Origin of the sequence: Rhodoluna sp., from assembly GCF_049276775.1 — a bacterium.
In the GTDB taxonomy this organism is placed as follows: Bacteria; Actinomycetota; Actinomycetes; order Actinomycetales; family Microbacteriaceae; genus Rhodoluna.
Genome location: NZ_JBASXC010000065.1, coordinates 1 through 21,455, shown reverse-complemented (window position 1 = coordinate 21,455; position 21,455 = coordinate 1). Strand labels below are relative to the sequence as shown.

The 21,455-nt window shown below is 51.9% G+C and carries 23 protein-coding genes and 1 rRNA gene; 21 read left to right on the top strand and 3 right to left on the bottom strand.

All coding sequences use genetic code 11. The features are described 5' to 3' along the window. Nucleotides 1-12 precede the first annotated feature (12 nt). The gene (gene hflX / locus WAO31_RS04195; protein ID WP_509590607.1) at nucleotides 13-1,482 is read left to right on the top strand and encodes a GTPase HflX; all 1,470 of its coding nucleotides are present in this window, start codon (nucleotides 13-15) and stop codon (nucleotides 1,480-1,482) included. Here the strand turns inward: hflX and lexA are convergent. Then, the gene (gene lexA, locus WAO31_RS04190) at nucleotides 1,468-2,139 is read right to left on the bottom strand and encodes a transcriptional repressor LexA (RefSeq protein ID WP_509590605.1); all 672 of its coding nucleotides are present in this window, start codon (nucleotides 2,137-2,139) and stop codon (nucleotides 1,468-1,470) included. The genes hflX and lexA overlap by 15 nt on opposite strands. Before the next feature lie 176 nt (nucleotides 2,140-2,315). Between lexA and WAO31_RS04185 the strand changes: the two genes are divergently transcribed. Genes WAO31_RS04185 through WAO31_RS04160 form a run of 6 tightly spaced genes read left to right on the top strand, consistent with a single transcriptional unit; the run spans nucleotide 2,316 to nucleotide 6,533 of the window. Next, nucleotides 2,316-2,639, top strand: a complete 324-nt coding sequence (locus tag WAO31_RS04185) for a LysM peptidoglycan-binding domain-containing protein (RefSeq protein WP_509590603.1) — start codon at nucleotides 2,316-2,318, stop codon at nucleotides 2,637-2,639. Between the two features lie 44 nt (nucleotides 2,640-2,683). Further along, nucleotides 2,684-3,757: a histidinol-phosphate transaminase gene (locus WAO31_RS04180; RefSeq protein ID WP_509590600.1), complete on the top strand. Its 1,074-nt coding sequence runs from the start codon at nucleotides 2,684-2,686 to the stop codon at nucleotides 3,755-3,757. Between the two features lie 38 nt (nucleotides 3,758-3,795). Next, nucleotides 3,796-4,395: an imidazoleglycerol-phosphate dehydratase HisB gene (gene hisB, locus WAO31_RS04175; protein WP_509590598.1), complete on the top strand. Its 600-nt coding sequence runs from the start codon at nucleotides 3,796-3,798 to the stop codon at nucleotides 4,393-4,395. After that, nucleotides 4,392-5,021, top strand: coding sequence for an imidazole glycerol phosphate synthase subunit HisH (gene hisH, locus WAO31_RS04170; protein WP_509590595.1), 630 nt, complete (start codon nucleotides 4,392-4,394; stop codon nucleotides 5,019-5,021). The genes hisB and hisH overlap by 4 nt, the downstream gene beginning before the upstream one ends. A gap of 13 nt (nucleotides 5,022-5,034) precedes the next feature. Further along, nucleotides 5,035-5,766: a bifunctional 1-(5-phosphoribosyl)-5-((5-phosphoribosylamino)methylideneamino)imidazole-4-carboxamide isomerase/phosphoribosylanthranilate isomerase PriA gene (gene priA / locus WAO31_RS04165; RefSeq protein ID WP_509590592.1), complete on the top strand. Its 732-nt coding sequence runs from the start codon at nucleotides 5,035-5,037 to the stop codon at nucleotides 5,764-5,766. Beyond that, nucleotides 5,763-6,533 carry an SseB family protein gene (locus WAO31_RS04160; protein WP_509590589.1) on the top strand — a complete coding sequence of 257 codons (771 nt, stop codon included), beginning with the start codon at nucleotides 5,763-5,765 and terminating at the stop codon, nucleotides 6,531-6,533. Before priA ends, WAO31_RS04160 begins: the two co-directional genes overlap by 4 nt. Here WAO31_RS04160 and WAO31_RS04155 read toward each other — a convergent pair. Next, nucleotides 6,530-6,868: a DUF1844 domain-containing protein gene (locus WAO31_RS04155; protein ID WP_509590587.1), complete on the bottom strand. Its 339-nt coding sequence runs from the start codon at nucleotides 6,866-6,868 to the stop codon at nucleotides 6,530-6,532. The genes WAO31_RS04160 and WAO31_RS04155 overlap by 4 nt on opposite strands. A gap of 101 nt (nucleotides 6,869-6,969) precedes the next feature. After that, entirely contained in the window at nucleotides 6,970-7,179 is a 210-nt protein-coding gene (locus WAO31_RS04150; RefSeq protein ID WP_509590660.1) for a hypothetical protein, read from the bottom strand. Here WAO31_RS04150 and infC point away from each other — a divergent pair. From infC to WAO31_RS04080, 14 genes are all read left to right on the top strand, one after another. Further along, complete coding sequence (gene infC / locus WAO31_RS04145) at nucleotides 7,126-7,692, top strand: translation initiation factor IF-3 (protein ID WP_509590584.1); 567 nt, start codon at nucleotides 7,126-7,128, stop codon at nucleotides 7,690-7,692. The genes WAO31_RS04150 and infC overlap by 54 nt on opposite strands. Continuing rightward, complete coding sequence (rpmI, locus tag WAO31_RS04140) at nucleotides 7,693-7,887, top strand: 50S ribosomal protein L35 (protein ID WP_509590582.1); 195 nt, start codon at nucleotides 7,693-7,695, stop codon at nucleotides 7,885-7,887. It begins immediately after the preceding gene. Nucleotides 7,888-7,915: 28 nt separating this feature from the next. Beyond that, entirely contained in the window at nucleotides 7,916-8,299 is a 384-nt protein-coding gene (gene rplT, locus WAO31_RS04135; RefSeq protein ID WP_509590579.1) for a 50S ribosomal protein L20, read from the top strand. A gap of 5 nt (nucleotides 8,300-8,304) precedes the next feature. Further along, nucleotides 8,305-9,099 (top strand): TrmH family RNA methyltransferase, encoded by a 795-nt coding sequence (locus WAO31_RS04130; protein WP_509590577.1) that lies wholly within the window; start codon nucleotides 8,305-8,307, stop codon nucleotides 9,097-9,099. A 19-nt stretch (nucleotides 9,100-9,118) separates the two neighbouring features. After that, nucleotides 9,119-10,159: a phenylalanine--tRNA ligase subunit alpha gene (gene pheS / locus WAO31_RS04125; protein WP_509590575.1), complete on the top strand. Its 1,041-nt coding sequence runs from the start codon at nucleotides 9,119-9,121 to the stop codon at nucleotides 10,157-10,159. Continuing rightward, entirely contained in the window at nucleotides 10,160-12,658 is a 2,499-nt protein-coding gene (gene pheT, locus WAO31_RS04120) for a phenylalanine--tRNA ligase subunit beta (RefSeq protein WP_509590573.1), read from the top strand. 25 nt (nucleotides 12,659-12,683) lie between these two features. After that, a complete protein-coding gene (gene argC, locus WAO31_RS04115) occupies nucleotides 12,684-13,715 on the top strand; it encodes an N-acetyl-gamma-glutamyl-phosphate reductase (protein WP_509590571.1) in 1,032 nt (343 codons plus the stop codon). Further along, nucleotides 13,715-14,863, top strand: coding sequence for a bifunctional glutamate N-acetyltransferase/amino-acid acetyltransferase ArgJ (gene argJ / locus WAO31_RS04110; protein ID WP_509590569.1), 1,149 nt, complete (start codon nucleotides 13,715-13,717; stop codon nucleotides 14,861-14,863). Before argC ends, argJ begins: the two co-directional genes overlap by 1 nt. Continuing rightward, nucleotides 14,863-15,753, top strand: coding sequence for an acetylglutamate kinase (argB, locus tag WAO31_RS04105; protein ID WP_509590567.1), 891 nt, complete (start codon nucleotides 14,863-14,865; stop codon nucleotides 15,751-15,753). The genes argJ and argB overlap by 1 nt, the downstream gene beginning before the upstream one ends. Before the next feature lie 27 nt (nucleotides 15,754-15,780). Beyond that, nucleotides 15,781-16,710, top strand: coding sequence for an ornithine carbamoyltransferase (gene argF / locus WAO31_RS04100; protein ID WP_509590565.1), 930 nt, complete (start codon nucleotides 15,781-15,783; stop codon nucleotides 16,708-16,710). Nucleotides 16,711-16,765: 55 nt separating this feature from the next. Further along, a complete protein-coding gene (locus WAO31_RS04095) occupies nucleotides 16,766-17,962 on the top strand; it encodes an argininosuccinate synthase (RefSeq protein ID WP_509590563.1) in 1,197 nt (398 codons plus the stop codon). Then, nucleotides 17,952-19,352 (top strand): argininosuccinate lyase, encoded by a 1,401-nt coding sequence (gene argH / locus WAO31_RS04090; RefSeq protein ID WP_509590560.1) that lies wholly within the window; start codon nucleotides 17,952-17,954, stop codon nucleotides 19,350-19,352. The genes WAO31_RS04095 and argH overlap by 11 nt, the downstream gene beginning before the upstream one ends. Beyond that, the gene (tyrS, locus tag WAO31_RS04085) at nucleotides 19,352-20,638 is read left to right on the top strand and encodes a tyrosine--tRNA ligase (RefSeq protein WP_509590558.1); all 1,287 of its coding nucleotides are present in this window, start codon (nucleotides 19,352-19,354) and stop codon (nucleotides 20,636-20,638) included. The genes argH and tyrS overlap by 1 nt, the downstream gene beginning before the upstream one ends. A 501-nt stretch (nucleotides 20,639-21,139) precedes the next feature. Further along, a 16S ribosomal RNA gene (locus tag WAO31_RS04080) occupies nucleotides 21,140-21,455 on the top strand; the annotation flags it as partial.

Below are 21,455 nucleotides of genomic sequence, written 5' to 3'. Positions count from 1 at the left end.
TAGGGTTGAACTATGGAGCAAGAGCCAGAACGTCAGGAATCGATGATCGATCGCATCCTGCGCCGCGATGAGCGAGCAAAGAAATTTGGCGCGGGGGACTCCTCGGGCTTCGATGGCGATCAGTTAGACCTCGAAGAGCGATCAGCACTTAGGCGTGTGGCAGGTCTTTCAACAGAGCTACAGGACATCACTGATGTTGAGTATCGACAGCTAAGGCTTGAGAAAGTTGTCTTGATTGGGGTTTGGGGCAGGGGCACCTTGCAAGACGCCGAGAATTCTTTGAGGGAGTTAGCAGCTCTTGCCGAAACGGCTGGAGCCGAAGTGCTCGATGGGCTTCTTCAGCGCAGGGACACCCCAGATCCCAAGAGCTACTTGGGCAAAGGAAAAGCCCAGGAGCTTAAGGCAGTAGTTGCTGCCGCCGGCGCCGATACGGTCATTACCGATGCGGAGCTTGCCCCGAGCCAACGAAGGAATCTCGAGGATGTCGTCAAGGTAAAAGTTGTGGACCGAACTGCAATCATCTTGGACATATTTGCTCAGCACGCAAAGTCACGCGAGGGTAAGGCTCAAGTTGAGTTAGCCCAGCTTGAATATTTACTTCCAAGGCTTCGCGGTTGGGGTGAGTCGATGTCTCGTCAAGCCGGAGGTCAGGTCGGTGGCGGTGTTGGAATTGGATCGCGTGGTCCTGGTGAAACGAAGATAGAGCTAGACAGAAGAAGAATTAATACAAGAATGGCTAAGCTGCGGGCTCAGATAAAGCAGATGGCTCCGGCAAGAGAAATTAAAAGAGCTACTAGGTCTAAAAACCAGGTGCCCTCTGTAGCGATTGCTGGCTACACCAATGCTGGAAAGTCTTCACTACTCAACCGGATTACACGCGCGGGGGTTTTGGTGGAGAACGCACTCTTTGCGACTCTCGACCCGACAGTTCGGCGGGCCGAGAGCTCAGATGGTCGCGAGTACACGATTTCAGACACCGTTGGTTTCGTAAAGAACCTGCCCCACCAGTTAGTCGAAGCGTTTCGTTCCACAATCGAAGAGATCTCGCATAGTGATCTTGTGGTGCACGTTGTCGACGCCTCTCACCCAGATCCCGCAACCCAAATTCAGACGGTTCGTGATGTTTTGACCGAGGTAGAGGCAACCGACATCAAGGAACTAGTGGTCTTCAATAAGTGTGACCTGATCGATGAAACTCAGGCTCTCGCCCTTCGGGGTATGGAACCGGGTTGCCTTCTTGTATCTGCGGCCACCGGTGAGGGCATAGAGGAGCTGCTGGCAAAAATTGAAACACTGCTCCCTAGACCAGAATTATTTGTGAAGGTCTTGGTGCCCTACGCGCGTGGGGATTTGGTTTCCAGAATCCACTCGGAGGGTAAGGTTGCAAAGCTTGAACATCGTCAGGACGGAACCTACCTAGAGACCCTGGTGAAACCAGGGCTTGCCAGTGAGCTTGAGACCTTTTTGCTAAATGCTTCTTAGGACCGCGACTACTTTTCCAAGAATCACTGCGTGGTCGCCAAGAATCGGTTCGAAGCTGGAGTTTCTCGGTAGTAGCCAGGTGTGGCCATCTCTCTGCTTGAAAGTTTTCACGGTGGCTTCTTCTTCCAGCAAGGCGGCAACGATGTCACCATTTTCAGCGGTCTGCTGCTGACGCACAACTACCCAGTCGCCATCGCAGATGGCTGCATCAATCATTGATTCACCGACAACCTTCAGCAGGAATAGATCACCTTTGCCAACCAACTGTCGGGGTAGTGGGAAAATCTCCTCGACGTTTTGCTCAGCGGTGATTGGTCCACCGGCGGCGATGCGCCCAACCATCGGGACCATTGCCGCATCCCCAATTGGGGTGATGTTGTCGACATCGGTACCCGGATCCACTTCGAGTCCGGGTACCTCGATCAATACGTCGATGGTGCGGGGACGCTTCGGGTCGCGGCTTATGTAGCCGGCAAGTTCGAGCTGGTTTAGCTGGTGGGTCACGGAAGAGGGTGATGAAAGGCCGACTTCGTCGCCAATCTCTCTCATACTTGGGGCGTAGCCCTTATCCAGCTTGGATCGCTGAATTGCCTGCAGGATGCGCTCCTGCATGGCACTTAGGCTCGAGGCCCGGCGGGATGGCTTCTTGGCGTCCATTTCACCCTTTCGGATAGGCCCATTTCGGGCTGATATCGAAACTTTATTCTAAATTTGGCCTAAAATCAAACACATTTTCGAAAAACTTGCCGTTTTATTGACAAAATGTCGGTGGTTCCTTGTAATCTTGTTCAAAGTAGAACACTTGTTCGAACAACTCAAGGAAAGGCAACACCATGTCAGCAACCACCGCAGGATCCCTTCACCCAATGAGCCCGAAGCGCAGGGCCAGGCTAGCTAGGACCCTGTTTGTCCTAAGCGCCCTATCTCTCTTGCTGGCCAGCATGATTTTCAACCAGAGCGCGGTAGCAACAGACCAGCCCGCCACCGGGGCGAACGCCTTCAACTACATCTCCGTTATGCCTGGAGATTCTTTGTGGGACCTAGCACAGACTTACGCCGAGGGTATGAGTCAGCAAGACTGGATAGCCGAGGTTATTCTTTTGAACAACCTGTCTAGTGCAACCCTCGAAACTGGAGACCGCCTAGCTCTTCCATAAATCTCTCGTCTGAGGCTTATTTTGCTAGCGACTAATCTTGAGTAGTGGCTAGCTTAGAAGACCTTCCAATTCGCGATGACCTGCGCGGAAGAAAACCCTACGGGGCACCACAGCTTAGTGTTCCAGTGTCGTTGAACGTGAACGAAAACACTCACCGAATTCCAGAAGAGGTCGCCATCGACGTGGTCGGCGCAATTGCGGCTGCGTTGATTGAAATCAATCGGTACCCGGATCGTGAATTTCTCGAGCTTAGGTCTGCGCTCGCGAACTATCTAGGCGATGGCCTGAAAGAAGAAAACCTTTGGGCCGCAAATGGATCCAATGAAGTTTTACTCCAAATTTTTCAAGCCTTTGGCGGACCAAATCGAAAAGCTCTTGGATTTGGTCCAACCTATTCGATGTATTCACTACTTGCCCTCACTAGCGGCACGGCCTATGTGGAGGCAAAGCGTGCTGAGAAATTTGAATTGACTCCAGAGCTTGTAGTGCAGGCGATTGAAAAAGAAAAGCCAGCCATTGTTTTGCTTTGCTCTCCCAATAACCCCACCGGAACTCCGCTCAGCCCGAGCGTCATCGAGGCAGCATACGACGCAACCGATGGGGTAGTGGTAGTTGACGAGGCTTATGCGGAGTTCAGTGCAAATGAATCGGCCACCAGCTTGCTCGAGGGTCGCCCGAGACTTTTAGTGAGTCGGACTATGAGCAAGGCATTTGCCTTTGCCGGAGCAAGGCTTGGTTATCTAGCGGCCGACCCAGCAGCCATCGATGCCTTGAGGTTGGTTCGCCTTCCGTACCACTTGTCCGCTTTTACCCAGGCTGCCGCAACCGCGGCTCTTCGGCACTCGCAGTTGATGCTAAGGACCGTCGACGACATCAAATACCAGCGCGATCGGCTAAGCGTTGAGCTAGCTGAAATGGGCTTTGAAGTGTATCGATCTGAAGCTAACTTCGTACTGTTTTCTGGGCTCAAGGATTCGGCTTCGGCTTTCGAGCAGTTGCTAGAGGCTGGAGTTTTGGTTCGAAACGTTGGAATCTCAAATACCCTGCGAGTCAGCGCGGGGACCGAAGCAGAAACGACTGCTTTTCTTGAAGCGGCCCGAGATTTAGTGAAACTGTAGACTTTAGGTTCAAAGAAGTAGGAATTGGAGAGCTACCCGTGAGTCGAATTGCCCAGCTGGAAAGGCGCACTAGCGAGTCGAGCATCTCGCTGTCTTTAAACTTGGATGGAACCGGCCGCTCGGACGTGTCCACCAGCGTTCCATTTTTTGATCACCTTCTTACTGCCTTTTCAAAGCACTCTCTGATTGATCTAGTAGTTAGATCAACCGGCGATACCCACATCGATGTCCACCACACAGTTGAAGACACCGCAATCGTTTTGGGTCAAGCCATCAAGCAGGCGCTTGGTGACAAGGCTGGAATTTCTCGCTTTGGGGACGCTAGCGTGCCACTCGATGAGGCACTTGCTAGGGCCGTGGTAGACATTTCTGGACGAGCGTATTTGGTTCACGACGGAGAGCCTGCAGGTTTTGAGTTTCACCTAATTGGCGGTCACTTCACCGGTTCGATGGTGCGCCACGTCTTCGAGGCTATTGCCACCAACGCTGGCATCACCTTGCACATTAACGTTTTGGCGGGACGCGATCCTCACCACATAGCCGAGGCCCAGTTCAAGGCTTTTGCTCGCGCAATGCGCTTGGCTGTCTCGAAGGACGCTCGGGTTGAGGGCGTGCCCTCCACCAAGGGCGCTTTGTGACTCAACGCGTAGTCGTTCTCGACTATGGCATTGGAAACGTTCACTCTGCAGTAAAGGCTGTCGAATACGCCGGCGCGGAGGTTGAGCTAACGGCGGATCCGAATAAAGTTCAAGACGCTGATGGCCTTGTGGTTCCGGGGGTTGGGGCTTTCGCAGCGGTTATGGAAGCGCTCAAAAAAGTGAAAGCGCCGGAGCTTATAGATAGGCGTCTAGCCGGAGGTAAGCCTGTCCTTGGCATCTGCGTTGGTCTCCAGGTCATGTTTGAGAAGGGACTCGAGCATGATCTAGAGACCGAAGGCTTGGGCCAGTGGCCCGGGGTTGTGGCAAAGCTAGACGCGCCCAAGCTTCCACACATGGGATGGAACAGTGTATTTGCAGCGGAAGAGTCAAAGCTTTTTTCCGGAATAGAGCAAGAACTTTTTTATTTCGTCCATTCTTACGCAGCCAAGGACTTTAGTTTGCAAGTCGATCTTCCCTTCATCGCACCCCAGGTCACTTTCGCCGAGTATGGCGAAAAGTTTGTGGCGGCGGTAGAAAATGGACCTTTGACCGGAGTGCAGTTTCACCCGGAGAAATCGGGTGAGGCAGGAATTTCACTGCTTCGAAATTGGCTTGGAACAATCTAGGAAGGCGAATCTAATGGCAAACTATCTGGAATTACTTCCAGCCGTCGATGTGGCCGACGGCAAAGCAGTTCGCCTAACTCAGGGCGAAGCGGGTTCCGAAACTGACTATGGGTCACCTATTGAAGCTGCCCAAACTTGGATTGATGCAGGGGCGGAATGGATTCACTTGGTTGATCTAGATGCAGCTTTTGGTCGAGGCGATAACCGCAAGGTAATCCAGGAAGTAGTTGACGCCTGTTCGGGAGTAAAGATCGAACTTTCCGGAGGCATTCGCGATGACGCCTCATTGGAGGCTGCTCTCCAGGCGGGCGCCACGCGCGTGAATCTTGGAACCGCCGCACTCGAAAATCCGGAGTGGACAGAGAAAGTTATTGCTAAATTCGGACAGCAGATTGCAATTGGGTTAGATGTTCGAGGCACTACCCTCGCCGCCAGAGGCTGGACTCAAGAGGGAGGTCAACTATTTGATGTGCTCGAGCGTTTAGAGCAGGCCGGTTGTCAAAGATATGTGGTGACTGACGTCACCAAAGATGGAACGCTGAAGGGTCCAAACCTAGATCTTCTTCGACAGGTAATGGAAAAAACAACCAGGCCGGTTGTGGCAAGTGGCGGAATTTCTACCCTAGATGACATTGCGGCTTTGAGGCAGCTTGTTCCACTTGGCTTAGAAGGAGCAATCCTAGGTAAGGCGCTGTATGCAAAGCGCTTCACCCTCGAGCAGGCTCTGGAGATTGCGAGTAAGTGAACGAGAACTTTAATCCCAACCGCTTTACCGATTCAGCCGGCACACCATGGGAGGGTCGGAGTTTCGAGAAAAATTCCTTCGTGGACGACGACGGAAAAGCACCGCCGGAACTAGTAGCGGTAATTGCAGATTTTCGAAGTGGGGAAGTGGGAATCGAGAGGGTCGTGGACCAGATAAGAATATCAAGGCTACTGGTTCCACTAATTGCCCAACTCGGTGAGTCGGAAGTTGGGGCTCACGGAAAAAAAGTAGACAAGAGCGCTGCGCTTTCAATAGTTACAGTTAAGTCTCCCGATGACCAAGATTCACTAGTTGCTTTTTCATCGGTGGATGCAATGAGTAAATGGAATCCATCGGCTCGACCAGTTCCAACCGATGCAATCCGGCTTTGCCTTGAAGCCGCGGGCCAAATGAGTACAAGAGTTGTTCTTGACCCCGGTAGCGATACAGAGTTCGTCCTAAGACGACCGGTAATTTCAAGAGTTGCCCAGTCACTGCCTTGGGTTGCTCCAGAAAAGAATCCGGCGGTGCTGTCGGTGATCCAAGAGTCGATCGCGGGAGAGAGCTCTGTGGTTGGCTTTGAAGCCAAAACTGCCGATCCCCACTCAGTGCTCAAGGGGGCAGAGCTTTTGATATCAATAACGATCGAGGCGGGACTGGAACCTATGGTTGTTCGAGATTTGATTGAACGAATCAGCAGCTTTTGGTCGAAATCCGAGGATTTTGCAACCTTCGTGGACTCAGTTGCAATAAAGCTTCGGAGCTAGTTGACCGGTCCGGTGTATTTTTCGCCGGGGCCTTGGCCAGGGGCGTCCTTGATTACCGAGGCCTCCCGAAAGGCCAGTTGGACCTGACGAAGTGCGTCTCTCAGGGGTCTGGCGTGGTGATCGCCAAGGTCCGGGGCAGCGGCAGTGATTAGGCCCGCGACCGCAGTTATTAGCTTTCTAGCTTCATCCAGGTCACCCCGGCGGCCATCGGCGGCCAGCCCGCACTGGACGGCCGCGACGCTGAGTAGGTCAACGGCGTAACGGCCTATGACCTCAACGGCCGGTAGGTCGGATATCTCGGTGATCTGGTTTTCGACTTCGTCGTATTCAGACAACTATTCTCCTTTGGGGGCTTTGATGCTAGGCTATCTCATGGCTCCGAGGTCTTATGTCCTCGGTCAGAAGTGGATTAGTTTCCCACCCGCGTCCACCGCTTTTATAGGTTGCCGGGTAAAGCTATTTTGCGTTCTGCATTTCCGCGAGCATTTTTTGCTTTTGGTGTGGCCGTTGTCACGTCGATAAGGAGAACCAGATCAGCGATCCCCGCATCAATGACCGCATCCGTGTAGCTGAGGTCCGCCTCGTAGGCGCATTGGGTGAACAGGTTGGAGTTGTGAAAATCGAGGATGCTTTGCGTATGGCGCAAGAAGCAGACTTGGACCTCGTGGAGGTCTCACCCCAGTCCAGCCCACCGGTTGCGAAGCTTATGGATTTTGGCAAGTTCAAGTATGAAGCTGCCCAAAAAGTCCGTGAAGCTCGCAAGAACCAAGTGAACACCGTTCTAAAAACAGTTCGCTTTGGTTTGAAAATCGACGGTCACGATTACGGCACTAAGAAATCTCAGATTGAGAAGTTTCTAAAGGCTGGCGACAAGGTCAAGGTGATGGTGGTTTTCCGAGGAAGAGAGCAATCTCGTCCGGAGATGGGCATCAAACTGCTCCAAAAGTTGGCTGAAGAGGTGGCCGAGTTTGGCGCCGTTGAATCGACTCCGTCGATCGACGGCCGAAACATGGTCATGGTCATTGGTCCACTTAGGAACAAAGCTGAGGCGAAAGCCGATGCCAAGAAGGCTGCGGACAAGCTTGCAAAAGTAGAAGCCAAAGCTGAAACAACCGAAGATGTAGTCGAAGAGGCTGCCAAGGAAACAGGAGAGAAGTAAATGCCAAAGCAGAAGACCCACTCGGGTACCAAGAAGCGTTTCCGCTTCACAGGTAGTGGCAAGCTCATGAAGCAGCAGATCAACATGCGCCACAACCTGGAGCACATGTCGTCAAGACGCAAGCGTCGTTTGAACGCTGACCAGGTAGTTTCAGCTGCCGACCACAAGACCATCAAGACGCTGCTCGGTAAGTAACCGAAGACGATTTTAGGAGTATAGAAAAATGGCAAGAGTAAAAGGCGCAGTTAACTCGCTGAAAAAGCGTCGCGTAATTTTAGAGCGCGCCAAGGGATACCGCGGCCAGCGTTCACGCTTGTACCGTATGGCGAAGCAGCAGATGCTTCACTCTTTGGTCTACGCTTTCAACGACCGCAGGGCACGCAAGGGTGACTTCCGGAGACTCTGGATTCAGCGAATCAACGCAGCGTCCCGTGCAAACGGTCTGACTTACAACCGCTTGATTCAGGGACTTGGCCTTGCAGGCGTTCAGGTTGACCGCAGAATCTTGGCAGACCTTGCAGTGAACGAACCAGCTACATTCGCATCACTTGTTGCAACCGCTAAGGCCGCGCTTCCAAAGGACACCTCAGCACCTAAGGCGAGCTAACAAAATTGATTCAAGATCCCTCCCAAGCGGAAATAAAAGGGGTCGCAAAGCTCACTAAGAAAGAGGCCCGGTCAGAGACCGGGCTCTTTCTGCTTGAGGGACCTCAGGGGCTGAAAGAAGCCCTTGATCGACCGAAGCTAATTGAGAAGTTGTTTGCGACCGAGAGTTTCGAAGAAAAATACCCCGAGCTAATCTCGCGCGCTCGTGACGCTAGAGTCACCGTGAATCTGGTTTCGGAGGGCGTTCTAAAAGAACTAAGCGACACGACCACTCCCCAGGGAGTGGTTGCGGTTTGCCAGCAGTTTCATGTATCCGTTGAAGATGTGATTGCGTCTAAACCAACCCTGGTTGCATTTTTAGCCCAGATCCGAGATCCCGGTAACGCTGGAACAGTTCTGCGTGCGGCCGACGCTGCTGGTGCTGATGCGGTGGTCTTTAGCAAGGGAAGTGTTGACATTTACAACCCGAAGGTTGTTAGGTCAACAACCGGTTCGATGTTCCATCTCCCATTTGTAATTGATGCCGAAATATCTTCTTCACTGCAGAAATTCAAGGATGCGGGACTTTTTGTCTTGGCGGCTGATATTGCCGGTGATTCTCTTTCGACTATCGCCTCTTCGGACCTTGCCAAGCCAACGATGTGGCTGTTCGGCAACGAGGCCTGGGGTCTAGAGCCCGAAGTTTCGGTCTTGGCAGACAAGCTGGTTCAGGTGCCAATCTTTGGGGCTGCCGAGTCGCTGAACCTTGCCACCGCCGCCAGCGTTTGTATGTACGCGTCTGCCTTCGCTCAGAACAGCTAATCGGTAAACTTGAGGTCTTATGTCGCAATCAGAAGGTATTAGCCCAGCAGAGGTCGATAAGGCCATAAAGGCTGCGCTAACTGAGATTTTAGGCGCCTCATCAATACAAGATCTGAAAAAGGCCAAAGGATCAATTCTTGGCGATGGTTCGGTACTGGCAGCGTTTAGCGCACGACTCGGAAAACTTCCCGCTGAACAAAAAGCTGACGCCGGCAAACTTGTCGGTGGCGCTAGGGCCAAGGTTGGTGAAGCTTTCGAGGCTAGGGAAGCGGAGCTTTCGGCCTTAGAAGAAGCCAAGCTCTTAGAAAAAGAAGCCATCGACATAACTGCCCTAGCGAGGGTTGCGCGAAGCGGCGCACGTCACCCGTTGAGCCTGCTACAGGAGAAAATCTCCGACGTCTTTGTTGGCATGGGATGGGAAATAGCTGAGGGTCCAGAGGTTGAGAGCGAGTGGTTCAACTTTGATGCTCTGAACTTTGATGCTGACCATCCGGCCCGTGCAATGCAGGACACTTTCTTTGTTGAACCAACCGAGCAGAAGCTAGTTCTTAGAACCCACACTTCTCCGGTTCAAGTGCGCTCTATGCTCGAGCGGGAAGTACCTATTTACGTGCTTTGCCCCGGCCGAGTGTTTAGAACGGATGAGCTGGATTCAACTCACACTCCGGTTTTTCACCAGGTCGAGGGTCTAGCGATTGATAAGGGTCTGAGCATGGCCGATCTTCGAGGAACCCTTGAGCACTTCGCAAGAATCATGTTTGGCAAAGAGGCCAAGATCCGCCTTCGTCCTTCATTTTTTCCGTTTACCGAACCATCTGCCGAGCTCGACGTTTGGCATCCCGGTGCCAAGGGTGGCGCTAGATGGGTTGAATGGGGCGGTTGTGGAATGGTCAACCCAAATGTTCTTATCGCAAGCGGTATTGACCCCGAGGTCTACTCCGGTTTCGCTTTCGGAATGGGAATTGAGCGAACCCTGATGTTTAGAAATGAGGTCACCGACATGCGCGACATGGTCGAGGGTGATGTGCGATTCAGTAAACAGTTTGGGATGGTGCTGTAGATGAGAATCCCACTGTCTTGGCTCAGTGAGTACGTAGATCTTCCAACCGATGCAACTCCGGAATCGGTTATGGAGAACCTGGTCAGGGTTGGATTTGAAGAGGAGGCAGTTCACTCCTTCGACGTCTCCGGTCCCGTGGTTGTGGGCCAGGTTTTAGAATTTGTTGCTGAGCCGCAGGACAACGGAAAGACAATTCGCTGGTGCCAGGTTCGAGTAGCGCCCGAAGGCGAGAAGGCTGCCGATGGAGGCGAATCTGTCCGAGGCATCGTTTGCGGTGCTTCTAACTTTGAGGTTGGCGACAAAGTGGTTGTTAGCCTTCCAGGCGCTGTGCTCCCAGGGAACTTTGAAATCTCTGCTCGTTCTACCTACGGACACGTAAGCGATGGAATGATTGCATCCGGAAAAGAGCTAAATCTTTCTGACGATCACGACGGTATCTTGACACTTGCATCGATGGGACTGGACCCGAAGGTTGGAACGGACGCGATTGCGCTACTCGGTCTTTCCGACAGTGCCGCTGAGATTAGCGTTTTACCAGATCGCGGTTATTGTCTATCGATTAGAGGTGTAGCCAGAGAGTACTCTCACGCGACCGGCAGCGACTATCGCGATCCAACTGGAAATTCTCATCCTGTTCACGGTGAGGGGTTTGGGCTGACAATCAGAGACGACGCTCCGATTCGGGGAAGGAAAACTTCTCAAAGCTTTATCCTTCGAACCGTCACAGGAATTGACGCCACCAAGCCAACACCAACCTGGATACGTTCTCGCCTAAAACTTGCCGGTATGAGATCTATTTCTCTTGCGGTCGATGTCACAAACTACGTGATGCTCGAGCTCGGCCAACCGGTTCACGCCTATGACCTAGACAAGATAAAGGGCAGCTTCACGATTCGCCGAGCCTCGAAGGGAGAAACGCTTAAGACCTTGGATGGTCAGGTCAGGAAACTGCACGAAGAAGATCTTTTGATTACCGATGAGTCGGGCCCAATCGGCATGGCTGGAGTAATGGGCGGAGCCTCGACCGAAGTTTCTGCAAGCACCAAAAGTATTTTGCTTGAGGCCGCTCATTTTGACGGTGTCTCAATTGCACGCACAGCCAGAAGGCACAAGCTTTTTTCAGAGGCCTCAAAAAGATATGAGCGGGGGGTTGATCCTCGGATTGGTGAGATTGCAGCAGCCAGAGTTATCCAACTGCTCGAGGTTCACGCGGGAGGAGCTGCTGGTAGCGTTGGCGCAACCTATTCAGATTTTGATGCGCCCAGTGAGATCTTCCTTGCTTCTGATTTTGCGAGCTCGCTTATCGGTGTTGATTACACTTCCCAAGAAATCGAGAAGGTCCTTGTTGACATTGGAGCCGGAGTTTCCCAAGTTGAGGGAGGGCTCATGGTCACACCTCCTAGCTGGCGCCCAGACCTAACTCACAAGACGGACTTGGTAGAAGAAATTGCTCGAATCACCGGATACGATCGCATCCCTTCTAGGTTGCCCGTTGCACCGCCAGGTGCCGGACTTACTCGCGAACAGCAGTTTAGAAGAACAGCACTGAATTCGCTGGCGGCAGCTGGTAGCACCGAGGTCTTGAGCTACCCATTTGTATCTGCAGCATCAAATAATTTGTTTGCCGATGCTTCCAAGGCGGTTTCGCTTGTAAATCCGATTCAGGAGGAGGCCGGCCAGCTTCGAATGTCTCTGATTCCAGGTCTGATGGAAACCGCACGGAGGAATTTATCGCGCGGACTTATCGACCTGGCAATTGTGGAGCAAGGATCCGTTTTTATAGCTTCTTCATCCAAGACACCTTCGTTTCCTGACACCGGCGTAAGGCCAAGCCAGGATCAGATTGCAAATTTAGACGCGACTATTCCAAATCAGCCCAGGCACCTAGCTGGATTATTTCTTGGTTCGAGGTTGGGTCAGCAACCCGGCTCAAAGCCAGTTGCCTTCGGAGTTGAGGATGCGCTTCAAGCAGCGCGTGTTGTTGGGCAAGCTGCTGGGCTGGACCTAGAAATTGTCCAGTCCAAGCCCAAGGGTTTGCACACCGGAAGGTCTGCGGATCTAATGGTTGGCGACAAGGTTGTTGGTTTTGTTGGGGAATTAAACCCTTCAATCACAAAGGCAAATGATCTTCCTAGGACCGTGGGCGTGTTTGAGATAAATCTTGAGGAGTTATCCGCTGCAGCACCAGACTCGGTTGTTGCTTTTCCAATTGGTACTTTGCCGGCTGCAACTCAGGACCTATCGCTGGTTGTTGGCCAGGAGATACCAGCGGCTTCAGTGCTAGCTGCGGTAAAAGAAGGTGCCGGTCATTTACTGGAGGAGATTTCACTAACCGATGATTATCGTGGTGCCAATATTCCAGAGGGCACCAAGTCCCTAACTTTTGCACTTCGCTTCAGGGCAATGGATAGAACGCTTACTCAAGCTGAAGCTACGCAAGCGCGCGACGCCGGTGTTGAACTAGCGAGACAAAGATTTAGTGCAGAGATTCGTTCCTAACAGGTAGCTGAAGGGAGACCCAGAGATGGTCTTGAGCGTTGCAATCGCCGGAGCCAGCGGCTACGTTGGCGGCGAGTTGATGCGCCTTATTGCAGATCACCCTGAACTAGAACTCAAAACAGTTTCAGCAAACAGCAACGTTGGCCAAAAAGTTTCTGACCTCCATCCAGATAATGAAATGGACCGTGATCTGGTATTTGTTGAAACCACCGCAGCTAATCTGCAGGGTCATGACATTGTTTTTCTTGCCATGCCACACACAAAAAGTGGCGAGGTAGCGACCTGGCTAAGCGATACCAAGTTGGTTTTGGACTGCGGTGCGGACTTTAGGCTTCAGGATGAAGCCGCCTGGAAAAAGTTTTATGGAACCGAGCACGCCGGGACTTGGAGCTACGGACTCCCAGAACTAACTCTGGCCGAGGGGGGCAAACAGCGCGGGCGACTTAGAAACGTCAGCCGAATAGCGGTTCCCGGTTGTAATGTGACGGCGATCACACTCGCACTGGCTCCCGCCCTAACAGCTGGGCTAATTGAGGCAAGCGACATAGTTTCGGTTTTATCGGTTGGGACATCCGGTGCGGGAAGAAATCTGGCAGTTGAGCTTGCAAAGAGCGAGGGTTCTTCAAATGCCTACGGTGTTGGGGGTATTCACCGTCACACTCCGGAAATAGAGCAGAATCTAACTCGCGCTAGTGGTCAAACTGTCTCGGTGTCGTTCACGCCGGTGCTGGTGCCGATGTTTAGAGGTATCTTGGCTGTCAACACAGCAAAAGTTACTCCATCTCTCACAGCTGAAACACTTCGTGAAGTGTATGCAGACGCATACGGTGACGAGACTTTTATAGATATTCTTCCGGCGGGTGAATTTCCAACTACCGGCTCAGTCTCCGGAACCAATAAGGCTTCGATTGGTTTAGTTGTTGACGAGCACGCCGGTCGAGTGGTGATTGTTTCCGCAATCGATAACCTTGTCAAGGGAACAGCCGGAGGGGCTATTCAATCGCTAAATCTTGCTCTTGGCTTCCCTGAAACCATGGGCCTTGGAGGGACAAGCTAGTGAGCGTCACCTTTGCAGAGGGATTCCTGGCGGGGTCGGTTGCCACGGGACTGAAATCAAGTGGCGGACTAGATGTGACAGTCGTACAAAACACCGGACCATCCGATGTGGCGGCAGCGGTGTTTACCAGCAACCGAGCAAAAGCCAATCCAATACTTTGGTCCATGGAAGCCATAAAGGACGGCGCAGCGCGAGCGGTGGTTCTAAATAGCGGGGGAGCGAACTGCTACACCGGAGCAGAAGGATTTCAAGTCACCCACAAATCAGCCGAGCTAGTTGCTGATGCGCTCTCAATTTCGGCGCAAGACGTGATGGTGTGTTCGACCGGTCTAATTGGCGTTCAGCTTGATACATCCAAGCTTTATCCCGGTATTGAATCTGCCTGTGCCAAGCTTTCAAGCGATGGCGGCCCTGATTCTGCAGAAGCAATAATGACAACCGATTCGGTTCCTAAGCTCTCAATCACTGAAGCGGCCGAGGGTTGGAAAATTGGAGGAATGGCCAAGGGCGCTGGGATGCTAGCTCCGGCACTTGCCACAATGCTTGTTGTAATTACAACCGATGCTGTCATCGACGATGCGGATGCCCATCTTCGAGCGGCAACAGCCATTTCTTTTGATCGACTGGATTCGGATGGCTGCACCTCGACCAACGACACAGTAATCCTCATGAGCTCGGGATCAAGCGGGGTCGTTGCAGATCCGGCTAAGTTCCAGGAGCTTTTAGATTACGTCTGCATGGATCTAGCCCGGCAATTGATGAAAGATGCCGAGGGAGCTTCGCACGAAATAGCAATTGAGGTAGTTGGTGCTGACTCAGAAGCCGATGCTTTGGAAGTTGGAAGGTCGATAGCGAGAAACAACTTGTTCAAGACTGCGATTTATGGAAACGATCCAAACTGGGGAAGAATCCTCGCCGCAATAGGGACTACCGGTGCAAAGTTTGATCCTTACGATGTCGACGTCGAAATAAATGGCGTTCGAGTTTCCTCCAAGGGTGGCGTGGATCAGGATCGCTCCCTTGTTGATTTTTCCAATCGTGAAGTAATCGTTCGGGTAGGTTTGAACGCTGGAAGTGCGGAAGCAACCATTTTGACTAATGACCTAACAAAAGAGTACGTAATAGAGAACAGCGAGTACTCCAGCTGATGAGCCAAAACCAGATACAGGATTCCGCGCTGGCGCGAATAAAGGCCGAGACTCTGATTGAGTCTCTACCCTGGCTTCAGGATTTCCACGGCAAAATCGTAGTTATCAAGTTCGGCGGCAACGCTATGGTTGATGAGCAGCTGACCAAAGCCTTTGCCGAGGACATGGCCTATCTTCGGTTTGTTGGAATCAAGCCGGTCGTGGTGCACGGTGGCGGCCCACAAATCACAGCTCGACTTGCGGAGCTGGGCATCGAAACTGAATTTAGAAGCGGTCTTCGCGTTACAACCCCCGAGGTAATCGAGGTAGTCAAAGACGTTCTGCGCAATCAAATTTCAGCAGGGCTTTCGAACCTGGTTCAAGAAGCTGGAGCTAAGGCCTTGGTTTTATCAGGTGAAGACTCCAATTTATTTAGGGCCGAGAAGACTACCGCGGATCAGTCTGGAAAACCTTTGGATGTTGGACTGGTCGGTGAGGTGACTCAGGTCAATCCGCGCGTTGTTCTTGAGGCACTTGCAACAGGTGTAGTGCCAATCATTTCCACTGTGGCTCCGGCAGTGGACGGATCACTTCTTAATGTGAATGCCGATCTGGCCGCCGCTTCTTTGGCCGTTGCTCTGGGGGCAGAGAAGCTGTTGCTTTTGACCGACGTGGCGGGTCTTTATAGCAACTGGCCAGATAAGGACTCACTTATTTCTGAGATAAAAGTTGCGGAACTAATTGAGCTTCTCCCGCAACTTGAGTCGGGGATGATTCCAAAGATGCAGGCCTGCCTTAACGCCATAGCTGGGGGAGTGTCAAGGGCTCACATTATTGATGGTCGCGCCCCACACAGCATCCTGCTTGAGATTTTTACCTCCAGCGGTGTTGGCACTCTGGTGCTACCTTAGAGACTTGGCCAAGAAGGAGTTAATTTCATGACCCGTCACTTCTTGCGCGATGATGACCTTTCACCAAAAGAGCAAGCCGAAGTCTTAGAGCTTGCCGCAAAACTTAAAAAAGACCCGTACTCGTATAGAGTTTTCGCAGGTCCAAAAACAGTCGCTTTGATATTCGATAAGACCTCGACTAGAACCAGAGTGTCTTTCTCGGTTGGTGTTTCTGATCTTGGGGGAACTCCTCTGATTATGGACTCAGGAACTAGTCAGTTAGGTGCCAAGGAGTCTGTTGCCGACACTGCAAGAGTTTTGGAGCGCCAAGTGGCAGCTATCGTCTGGAGGACTTTTGCCCAATCGGGTCTTGAGGAAATGGCCGCGAACTCCAAAGTGCCAGTAATCAACAGTTTGAGCGATGAGTTTCACCCTTGTCAGCTGCTTGCCGATTTAATGACGATTCGGGAAAAAATTGGTGACCCCGCAGGCAAGGTGCTCTCATATCTCGGTGATGCCTCCAACAACATGTGCCATTCCTATATGCTCGCCGGCGTTACCGCGGGCATGAAGGTTCGTGTGGCTGGTCCCGCAGGGTATCAACCTAATCCAAAGGTGTTTCGAAGAGCGGAGGAGATTGCTCTTCAGACAGGAGGGTCAATCGATATCTACACCGACCCAAAGCACGCCCTAATCGACAGCGACGTTGTTGCAACCGACACCTGGGTTTCCATGGGTCAGGAGGCCGAAAAGGCACAAAAGGTTAAGGAATTTACTGGTTTCAGCCTGGATTCAGAGTTGATGAGCATTGCCAAGCCCGGGGCAATTGTGCTTCACTGCTTACCCGCCTACCGAGGCTATGAGATTTCCGCTGAGGTTTTAGACGGACCCCAGTCGGTAGTTTGGGATCAGGCTGAAAATCGCCTGCACGCTCAAAAAGCGCTCATGGTTTGGTTAGTCGAGCGCTCTAAAGCCTAAGATTGAACTGTTCCCGAGGGTTTCCGGGTGAAGTTTTTGACAAAGTAGGAGAAAAATGGCCCAGCGCGTTGTTCTGGCATATTCTGGTGGTCTTGACACCTCAGTAGGTATCGGATGGCTCAAAGATGCCACCGGTAAAGAGGTAGTCGCTATGGCCATTGATGTTGGCCAGGGTGGCGAGGACATGGAGGTCATTAGACAGCGCGCCCTCGACTGTGGAGCAGTTGAATCTGTGGTCATAAACGCTCAAGAAGAGTTTGCCGATGACTACATCATGCCCGCGCTGAAGGCCAACGCCCTTTATCAAAAGCGCTACCCACTTGTGTCAGCACTCTCTAGACCTCTTATTGCTAAGTACCTAGCAAAAACAGCCAAGGAGCTAGGTGCTGACACCGTGGCCCACGGTTGCACAGGCAAGGGCAACGACCAGGTTCGATTCGAAGCGTCGGTGGCAGCAATCTCGCCAGACCTTACCTCGATTGCTCCAATTCGCGACTTGGCCCTAACCAGGGACAAGGCAATTGAATACGCGGCCGAGCACAACCTACCCATCGCACAGTCCAAAAAGAGCCCCTACTCGGTAGATCAAAACGTCTGGGGTCGTGCGGTTGAGACCGGGTTCCTTGAGGACCCCTGGAATGCTCCGATCGAAGACCTATATACCTACACCCAGGATCCAGACGTGATGCGCGAGCCAACCGAGGTCATCATAAAGTTTGAGCAGGGAATCCCGGTGGCGATTGACGGCGTTTCATACAGCGCCATCGACATGGTTAAGAAAATGAATGAACTGGCTGGAGCTCACGGTGTCGGGCGAATCGACTTGGTCGAGGACCGTCTGGTTGGCATCAAATCTCGCGAAATCTATGAGGCCCCGGCCGGAATCGCTCTGATTCAGGCTCATGAGGAGCTTGAGAACCTGACCCTAGAGCGCGATGTCAACCGATTTAAAAAGGGCATCGAAGATAAGTGGGCAACCATGGTTTACGAAGGCCTTTGGTTTTCTGACCTAAAGCGCTCGCTGGATGTATTTATCGATCACACCCAGAAGTATGTTTCCGGAGAGGTGCGTCTGAAACTTCGCGGTGGAAGGGCGGTTGTAACCGGAAGAAGATCCGAGCAGAGCCTTTACGATTTCAACCTGGCAACCTACGACACTGGAGACAGTTTTGACTCCTCGCTAGCCAAGGGATTCATTGAGCTCTGGGCTCTTCCGAGCAAGATTTCAGCAAAGCGTGCACATGGCAAATGAGTCCAAGCCCGGATCGCTATGGGGAGGAAGATTTGGAGCGGACAGCGCCGATGCCCTTTTGGCCCTGAGTAAGTCAACGCATTTTGACTGGCGTCTTGCGGAGTACGACATCGCAGGGTCAAGGGCCCACGTAAAGGCCCTGTTCACCGCAGGCTATCTGAATAACGATGAGGCTGAGCGTCTAAACAAGGTGTTGAAACAGTTGCTAGAACGCGTCCAAGCTGGAAGCTTCACGCCACGGGAGCTAGATGAGGACGTTCATTCAGCACTTGAGCGGGGAATCATAGAAATCGCTGGTGCTGAACTGGGTGGCAAGCTTCGCGCCGGAAGATCTAGAAATGATCAGATCGCAACTTTGATTCGCTCCTACCTTAAGGATCAGGCTGGTGAGATCGAAATTTTGGTTCGCGAGCTAATTGGAGTACTAACCGATCGCGCCGAAGAGCACTTGGGTTCTGCTATCCCGGGCAGGACTCACATGCAGCACGCACAGCCAGTACTTCTGTCTCATCACCTTCTGGCGCACGCCTGGCCACTGGTTAGAGATATGGAACGACTTCGGGACTGGCGTGTTAGAGCTAACCTTTCTCCCTACGGTGCTGGAGCGTTGGCTGGTTCAAGTCTTGGACTAGATCCGGTTTTGGTTGCTAACGAACTGGGTTTTGCCGGCACTACACAAAACTCCATGGATGGAACTTCGGCTAGAGATGTTGTTGCCGAGTTCGCGTTCATCATGAGCCTAATTGGCATTAATCTTTCGCGTTTTGCGGAAGAAATAATCATTTGGGCAACAGCGGAGTTTGGATACATCAAACTCGACGATGCTTTCTCTACCGGATCATCGATTATGCCGCAAAAGAAAAATCCAGATGTTGCTGAACTCGCGCGAGGAAAATCCGGTCGATTGATTGGAAATCTAACAGGGCTTCTTGCAACACTCAAAGGATTACCACTGGCCTATAACCGCGATCTCCAAGAAGACAAGGAACAGGTGTTCGATTCCATCGACACCTTGAAAGTCTTGCTTCCGGCATTTTCAGGGATGATCCAAACGATGAAGTTTGACCTTGACAGACTTGAGCTTCTTGCTCCGGCAGGCTTCTCTCTGGCAACCGATGTTGCCGAATGGCTAGTAAAGCAGCAGGTGCCATTCAGAGAAGCTCACGAGATAACCGGAAAACTTGTCGCCTACTGTGAAGAGAACTCACTAGGTCTGCACGAGGTGCCGGATGCTCAGATGGCCAAGATTTCGAAACTACTAACCCCTGAAGTAAGAGATGTGCTTTCCGTTTCAGGATCCATAAAGTCACGCTCCGGTGCCGGAGGCACAGCACTTCCAAGAGTGCTGGAACAAATCAGCGAACTTCGAAAGAGCTGGGTAGCAAAATAATGTCAATTGCCAACCAGTCCAACGACAGCTCATTTGCCTCATTTTTGGAAGAGCTTAAGTGGCGAGGGCTGATTGCAATCTCGACCGATGAGGCAGAGCTATCGAAGGCATTAGATTCGGGCAAGCTAACTTTTTACATCGGCTTTGACCCGACCGCTCCGAGTTTGCACCTTGGGAATCTGGTCCAGCTTCTTATTACGCGAAGGCTACAACTGGCCGGACACAACCCACTTGTTTTGATTGGCGGGTCAACTGGATTAGTGGGGGACCCACGTCCAACTGCTGAGCGTCAGCTAAACACCAAAGAAACAGTTTCCGAGTGGGTTGAGAAGCTATCAAAACAGGCTTCGCGGTTCTTGGACTTTTCTGGCAGTAATCCAGCAACTCTTGTAAACAACTTGGACTGGACCGAATCTCTAAGCGCGATTGATTTCCTGCGTGAAATCGGGAAGCACTTCCGTGTTGGAAAAATGCTTTCGAAAGAAGCTGTAAGCGCAAGGCTAAATTCCGAACACGGCATTAGCTACACCGAGTTCAGCTACCAGATTCTGCAGGGGTATGACTTCCTGGAGCTCTACAGAAGACACAACTGCACGCTTCAACTCGGGGGATCGGACCAGTGGGGAAATCTAACTTCGGGTTCGGATTTGATTCACAAGGTTGAGGGAAAAAGTGTTCACCTGTTGGCTACGCCGCTAATAACAAATTCCGACGGTAAAAAATTTGGAAAATCAGAAGGCAACGCGGTTTGGTTAGATTCAGACCACACCAGTCCATATGCTTTTTATCAGTTCTGGTTGAACGTTGAGGATGCTGACGTCATCGACCGGCTAAAGGTATTCACATTTTTGTCCAGGTCTGAGATTGAGGCGCTGGCGGAAAAGGTCAAGATCGAACCTCACCTTCGTGAGGCGCAGCGGACTCTGGCCCTTGAGGTCACGAGCCTGGTTCATTCACCGGGGGCAGCCCAGGCGGCCATTCAGGCATCGAAAGCCCTTTTTGGTCAGGCCGAGCTCACCGAGCTCGCCGAGACTGATTTGCTCTCAGCGCTATCAGAGCTTCCAAGCACCAAGGCCGCAAAGGGAACTCAAATTGCCCAGCTATTGGTAGATACGGGCCTAGAGGCCAGTCTTTCGGCGGCTCGAAGGGCTATCAAAGAGGGCGGAGTCTACCTAAACAACGAGAAAGTGACTGATGAGGGCGCTTTGTTTGATCAGGTCTTGGCGGGAAACTGTGCGGTGCTTCGACGGGGCAAAAAGACCCTCGCTGCGGTCTATCTTTCCTAGATAAATCTTCTAAAAAAAGCCTAAAAAACGGGCCTTTTGATTTGACATTGCAGTCCACAACAGCGTACTCTTGTGAGGTTGTCCAAAGCTTGGAAATCTGCCTAGAAATCCGGCTCAAGTGCAACCAATCTCCGTGAAAAATCAGGCCTTGCAGGCCTGGAATTTCGCGCCTAAGATTGAAAGTCCGCCTCTTCAAAAAGAAGCTAGAAGCCCAAGGTTTCTGGCGATTTTTTGACTCGGCGACTTTGGAAAAGTAGCTCTAGAGATTGACCTAAAAATCAATTACTTGATGCGTCCGATCCTTGAGAACTCAACAGCGTGCACAATGTCGATGCCAAGAACCTCTTGGCTTTATTTGGCTTGCCAAATGAAGTGAAGAGAAGTAATTGGATTAGACAGATTGTCAGACAATCTGATTTAGTCAGATCAAATTGATTGCCCCATTTTCCGGGGCATTCGTAAAGTTTGCTTGAGGGTTTAGGCCCGAAGAGCTACTTAACTTTTACGGAGAGTTTGATCCTGGCTCAGGACGAACGCTGGCGGCGTGCTTAACACATGCAAGTCGAACGATGAAGCTGGAGCTTGCTCCAGTGGATTAGTGGCGAACGGGTGAGTAACACGTGAGCAATCTGCCCTTGACTCTGGGATAACTGCGGGAAACTGTAGCTAATACCGGATACGACACCTTGGGGCATCCCAGGGTGTGGAAAGAATTTCGGTCAAGGATGAGCTCGCGGCCTATCAGCTAGTTGGTGAGGTAATGGCTCACCAAGGCGACGACGGGTAGCCGGCCTGAGAGGGTGACCGGCCACACTGG

Coding starts and splice junctions, on each gene's coding strand:
- hflX (WP_509590607.1), top strand. CDS start 13: ATGGAGCAAGAGCCAGAACGTCAGGAATCGATGATCGATCGCATCCTG.
- lexA (WP_509590605.1), bottom strand. CDS start 2,139: ATGGACGCCAAGAAGCCATCCCGCCGGGCCTCGAGCCTAAGTGCCATG.
- WAO31_RS04185 (WP_509590603.1), top strand. CDS start 2,316: ATGTCAGCAACCACCGCAGGATCCCTTCACCCAATGAGCCCGAAGCGC.
- priA (WP_509590592.1), top strand. CDS start 5,035: ATGGCAAACTATCTGGAATTACTTCCAGCCGTCGATGTGGCCGACGGC.
- rpmI (WP_509590582.1), top strand. CDS start 7,693: ATGCCAAAGCAGAAGACCCACTCGGGTACCAAGAAGCGTTTCCGCTTC.
- rplT (WP_509590579.1), top strand. CDS start 7,916: ATGGCAAGAGTAAAAGGCGCAGTTAACTCGCTGAAAAAGCGTCGCGTA.
- pheS (WP_509590575.1), top strand. CDS start 9,119: ATGTCGCAATCAGAAGGTATTAGCCCAGCAGAGGTCGATAAGGCCATA.
- pheT (WP_509590573.1), top strand. CDS start 10,160: ATGAGAATCCCACTGTCTTGGCTCAGTGAGTACGTAGATCTTCCAACC.
- argC (WP_509590571.1), top strand. CDS start 12,684: ATGGTCTTGAGCGTTGCAATCGCCGGAGCCAGCGGCTACGTTGGCGGC.
- argB (WP_509590567.1), top strand. CDS start 14,863: ATGAGCCAAAACCAGATACAGGATTCCGCGCTGGCGCGAATAAAGGCC.
- argF (WP_509590565.1), top strand. CDS start 15,781: ATGACCCGTCACTTCTTGCGCGATGATGACCTTTCACCAAAAGAGCAA.
- WAO31_RS04095 (WP_509590563.1), top strand. CDS start 16,766: ATGGCCCAGCGCGTTGTTCTGGCATATTCTGGTGGTCTTGACACCTCA.
- argH (WP_509590560.1), top strand. CDS start 17,952: ATGGCAAATGAGTCCAAGCCCGGATCGCTATGGGGAGGAAGATTTGGA.
- tyrS (WP_509590558.1), top strand. CDS start 19,352: ATGTCAATTGCCAACCAGTCCAACGACAGCTCATTTGCCTCATTTTTG.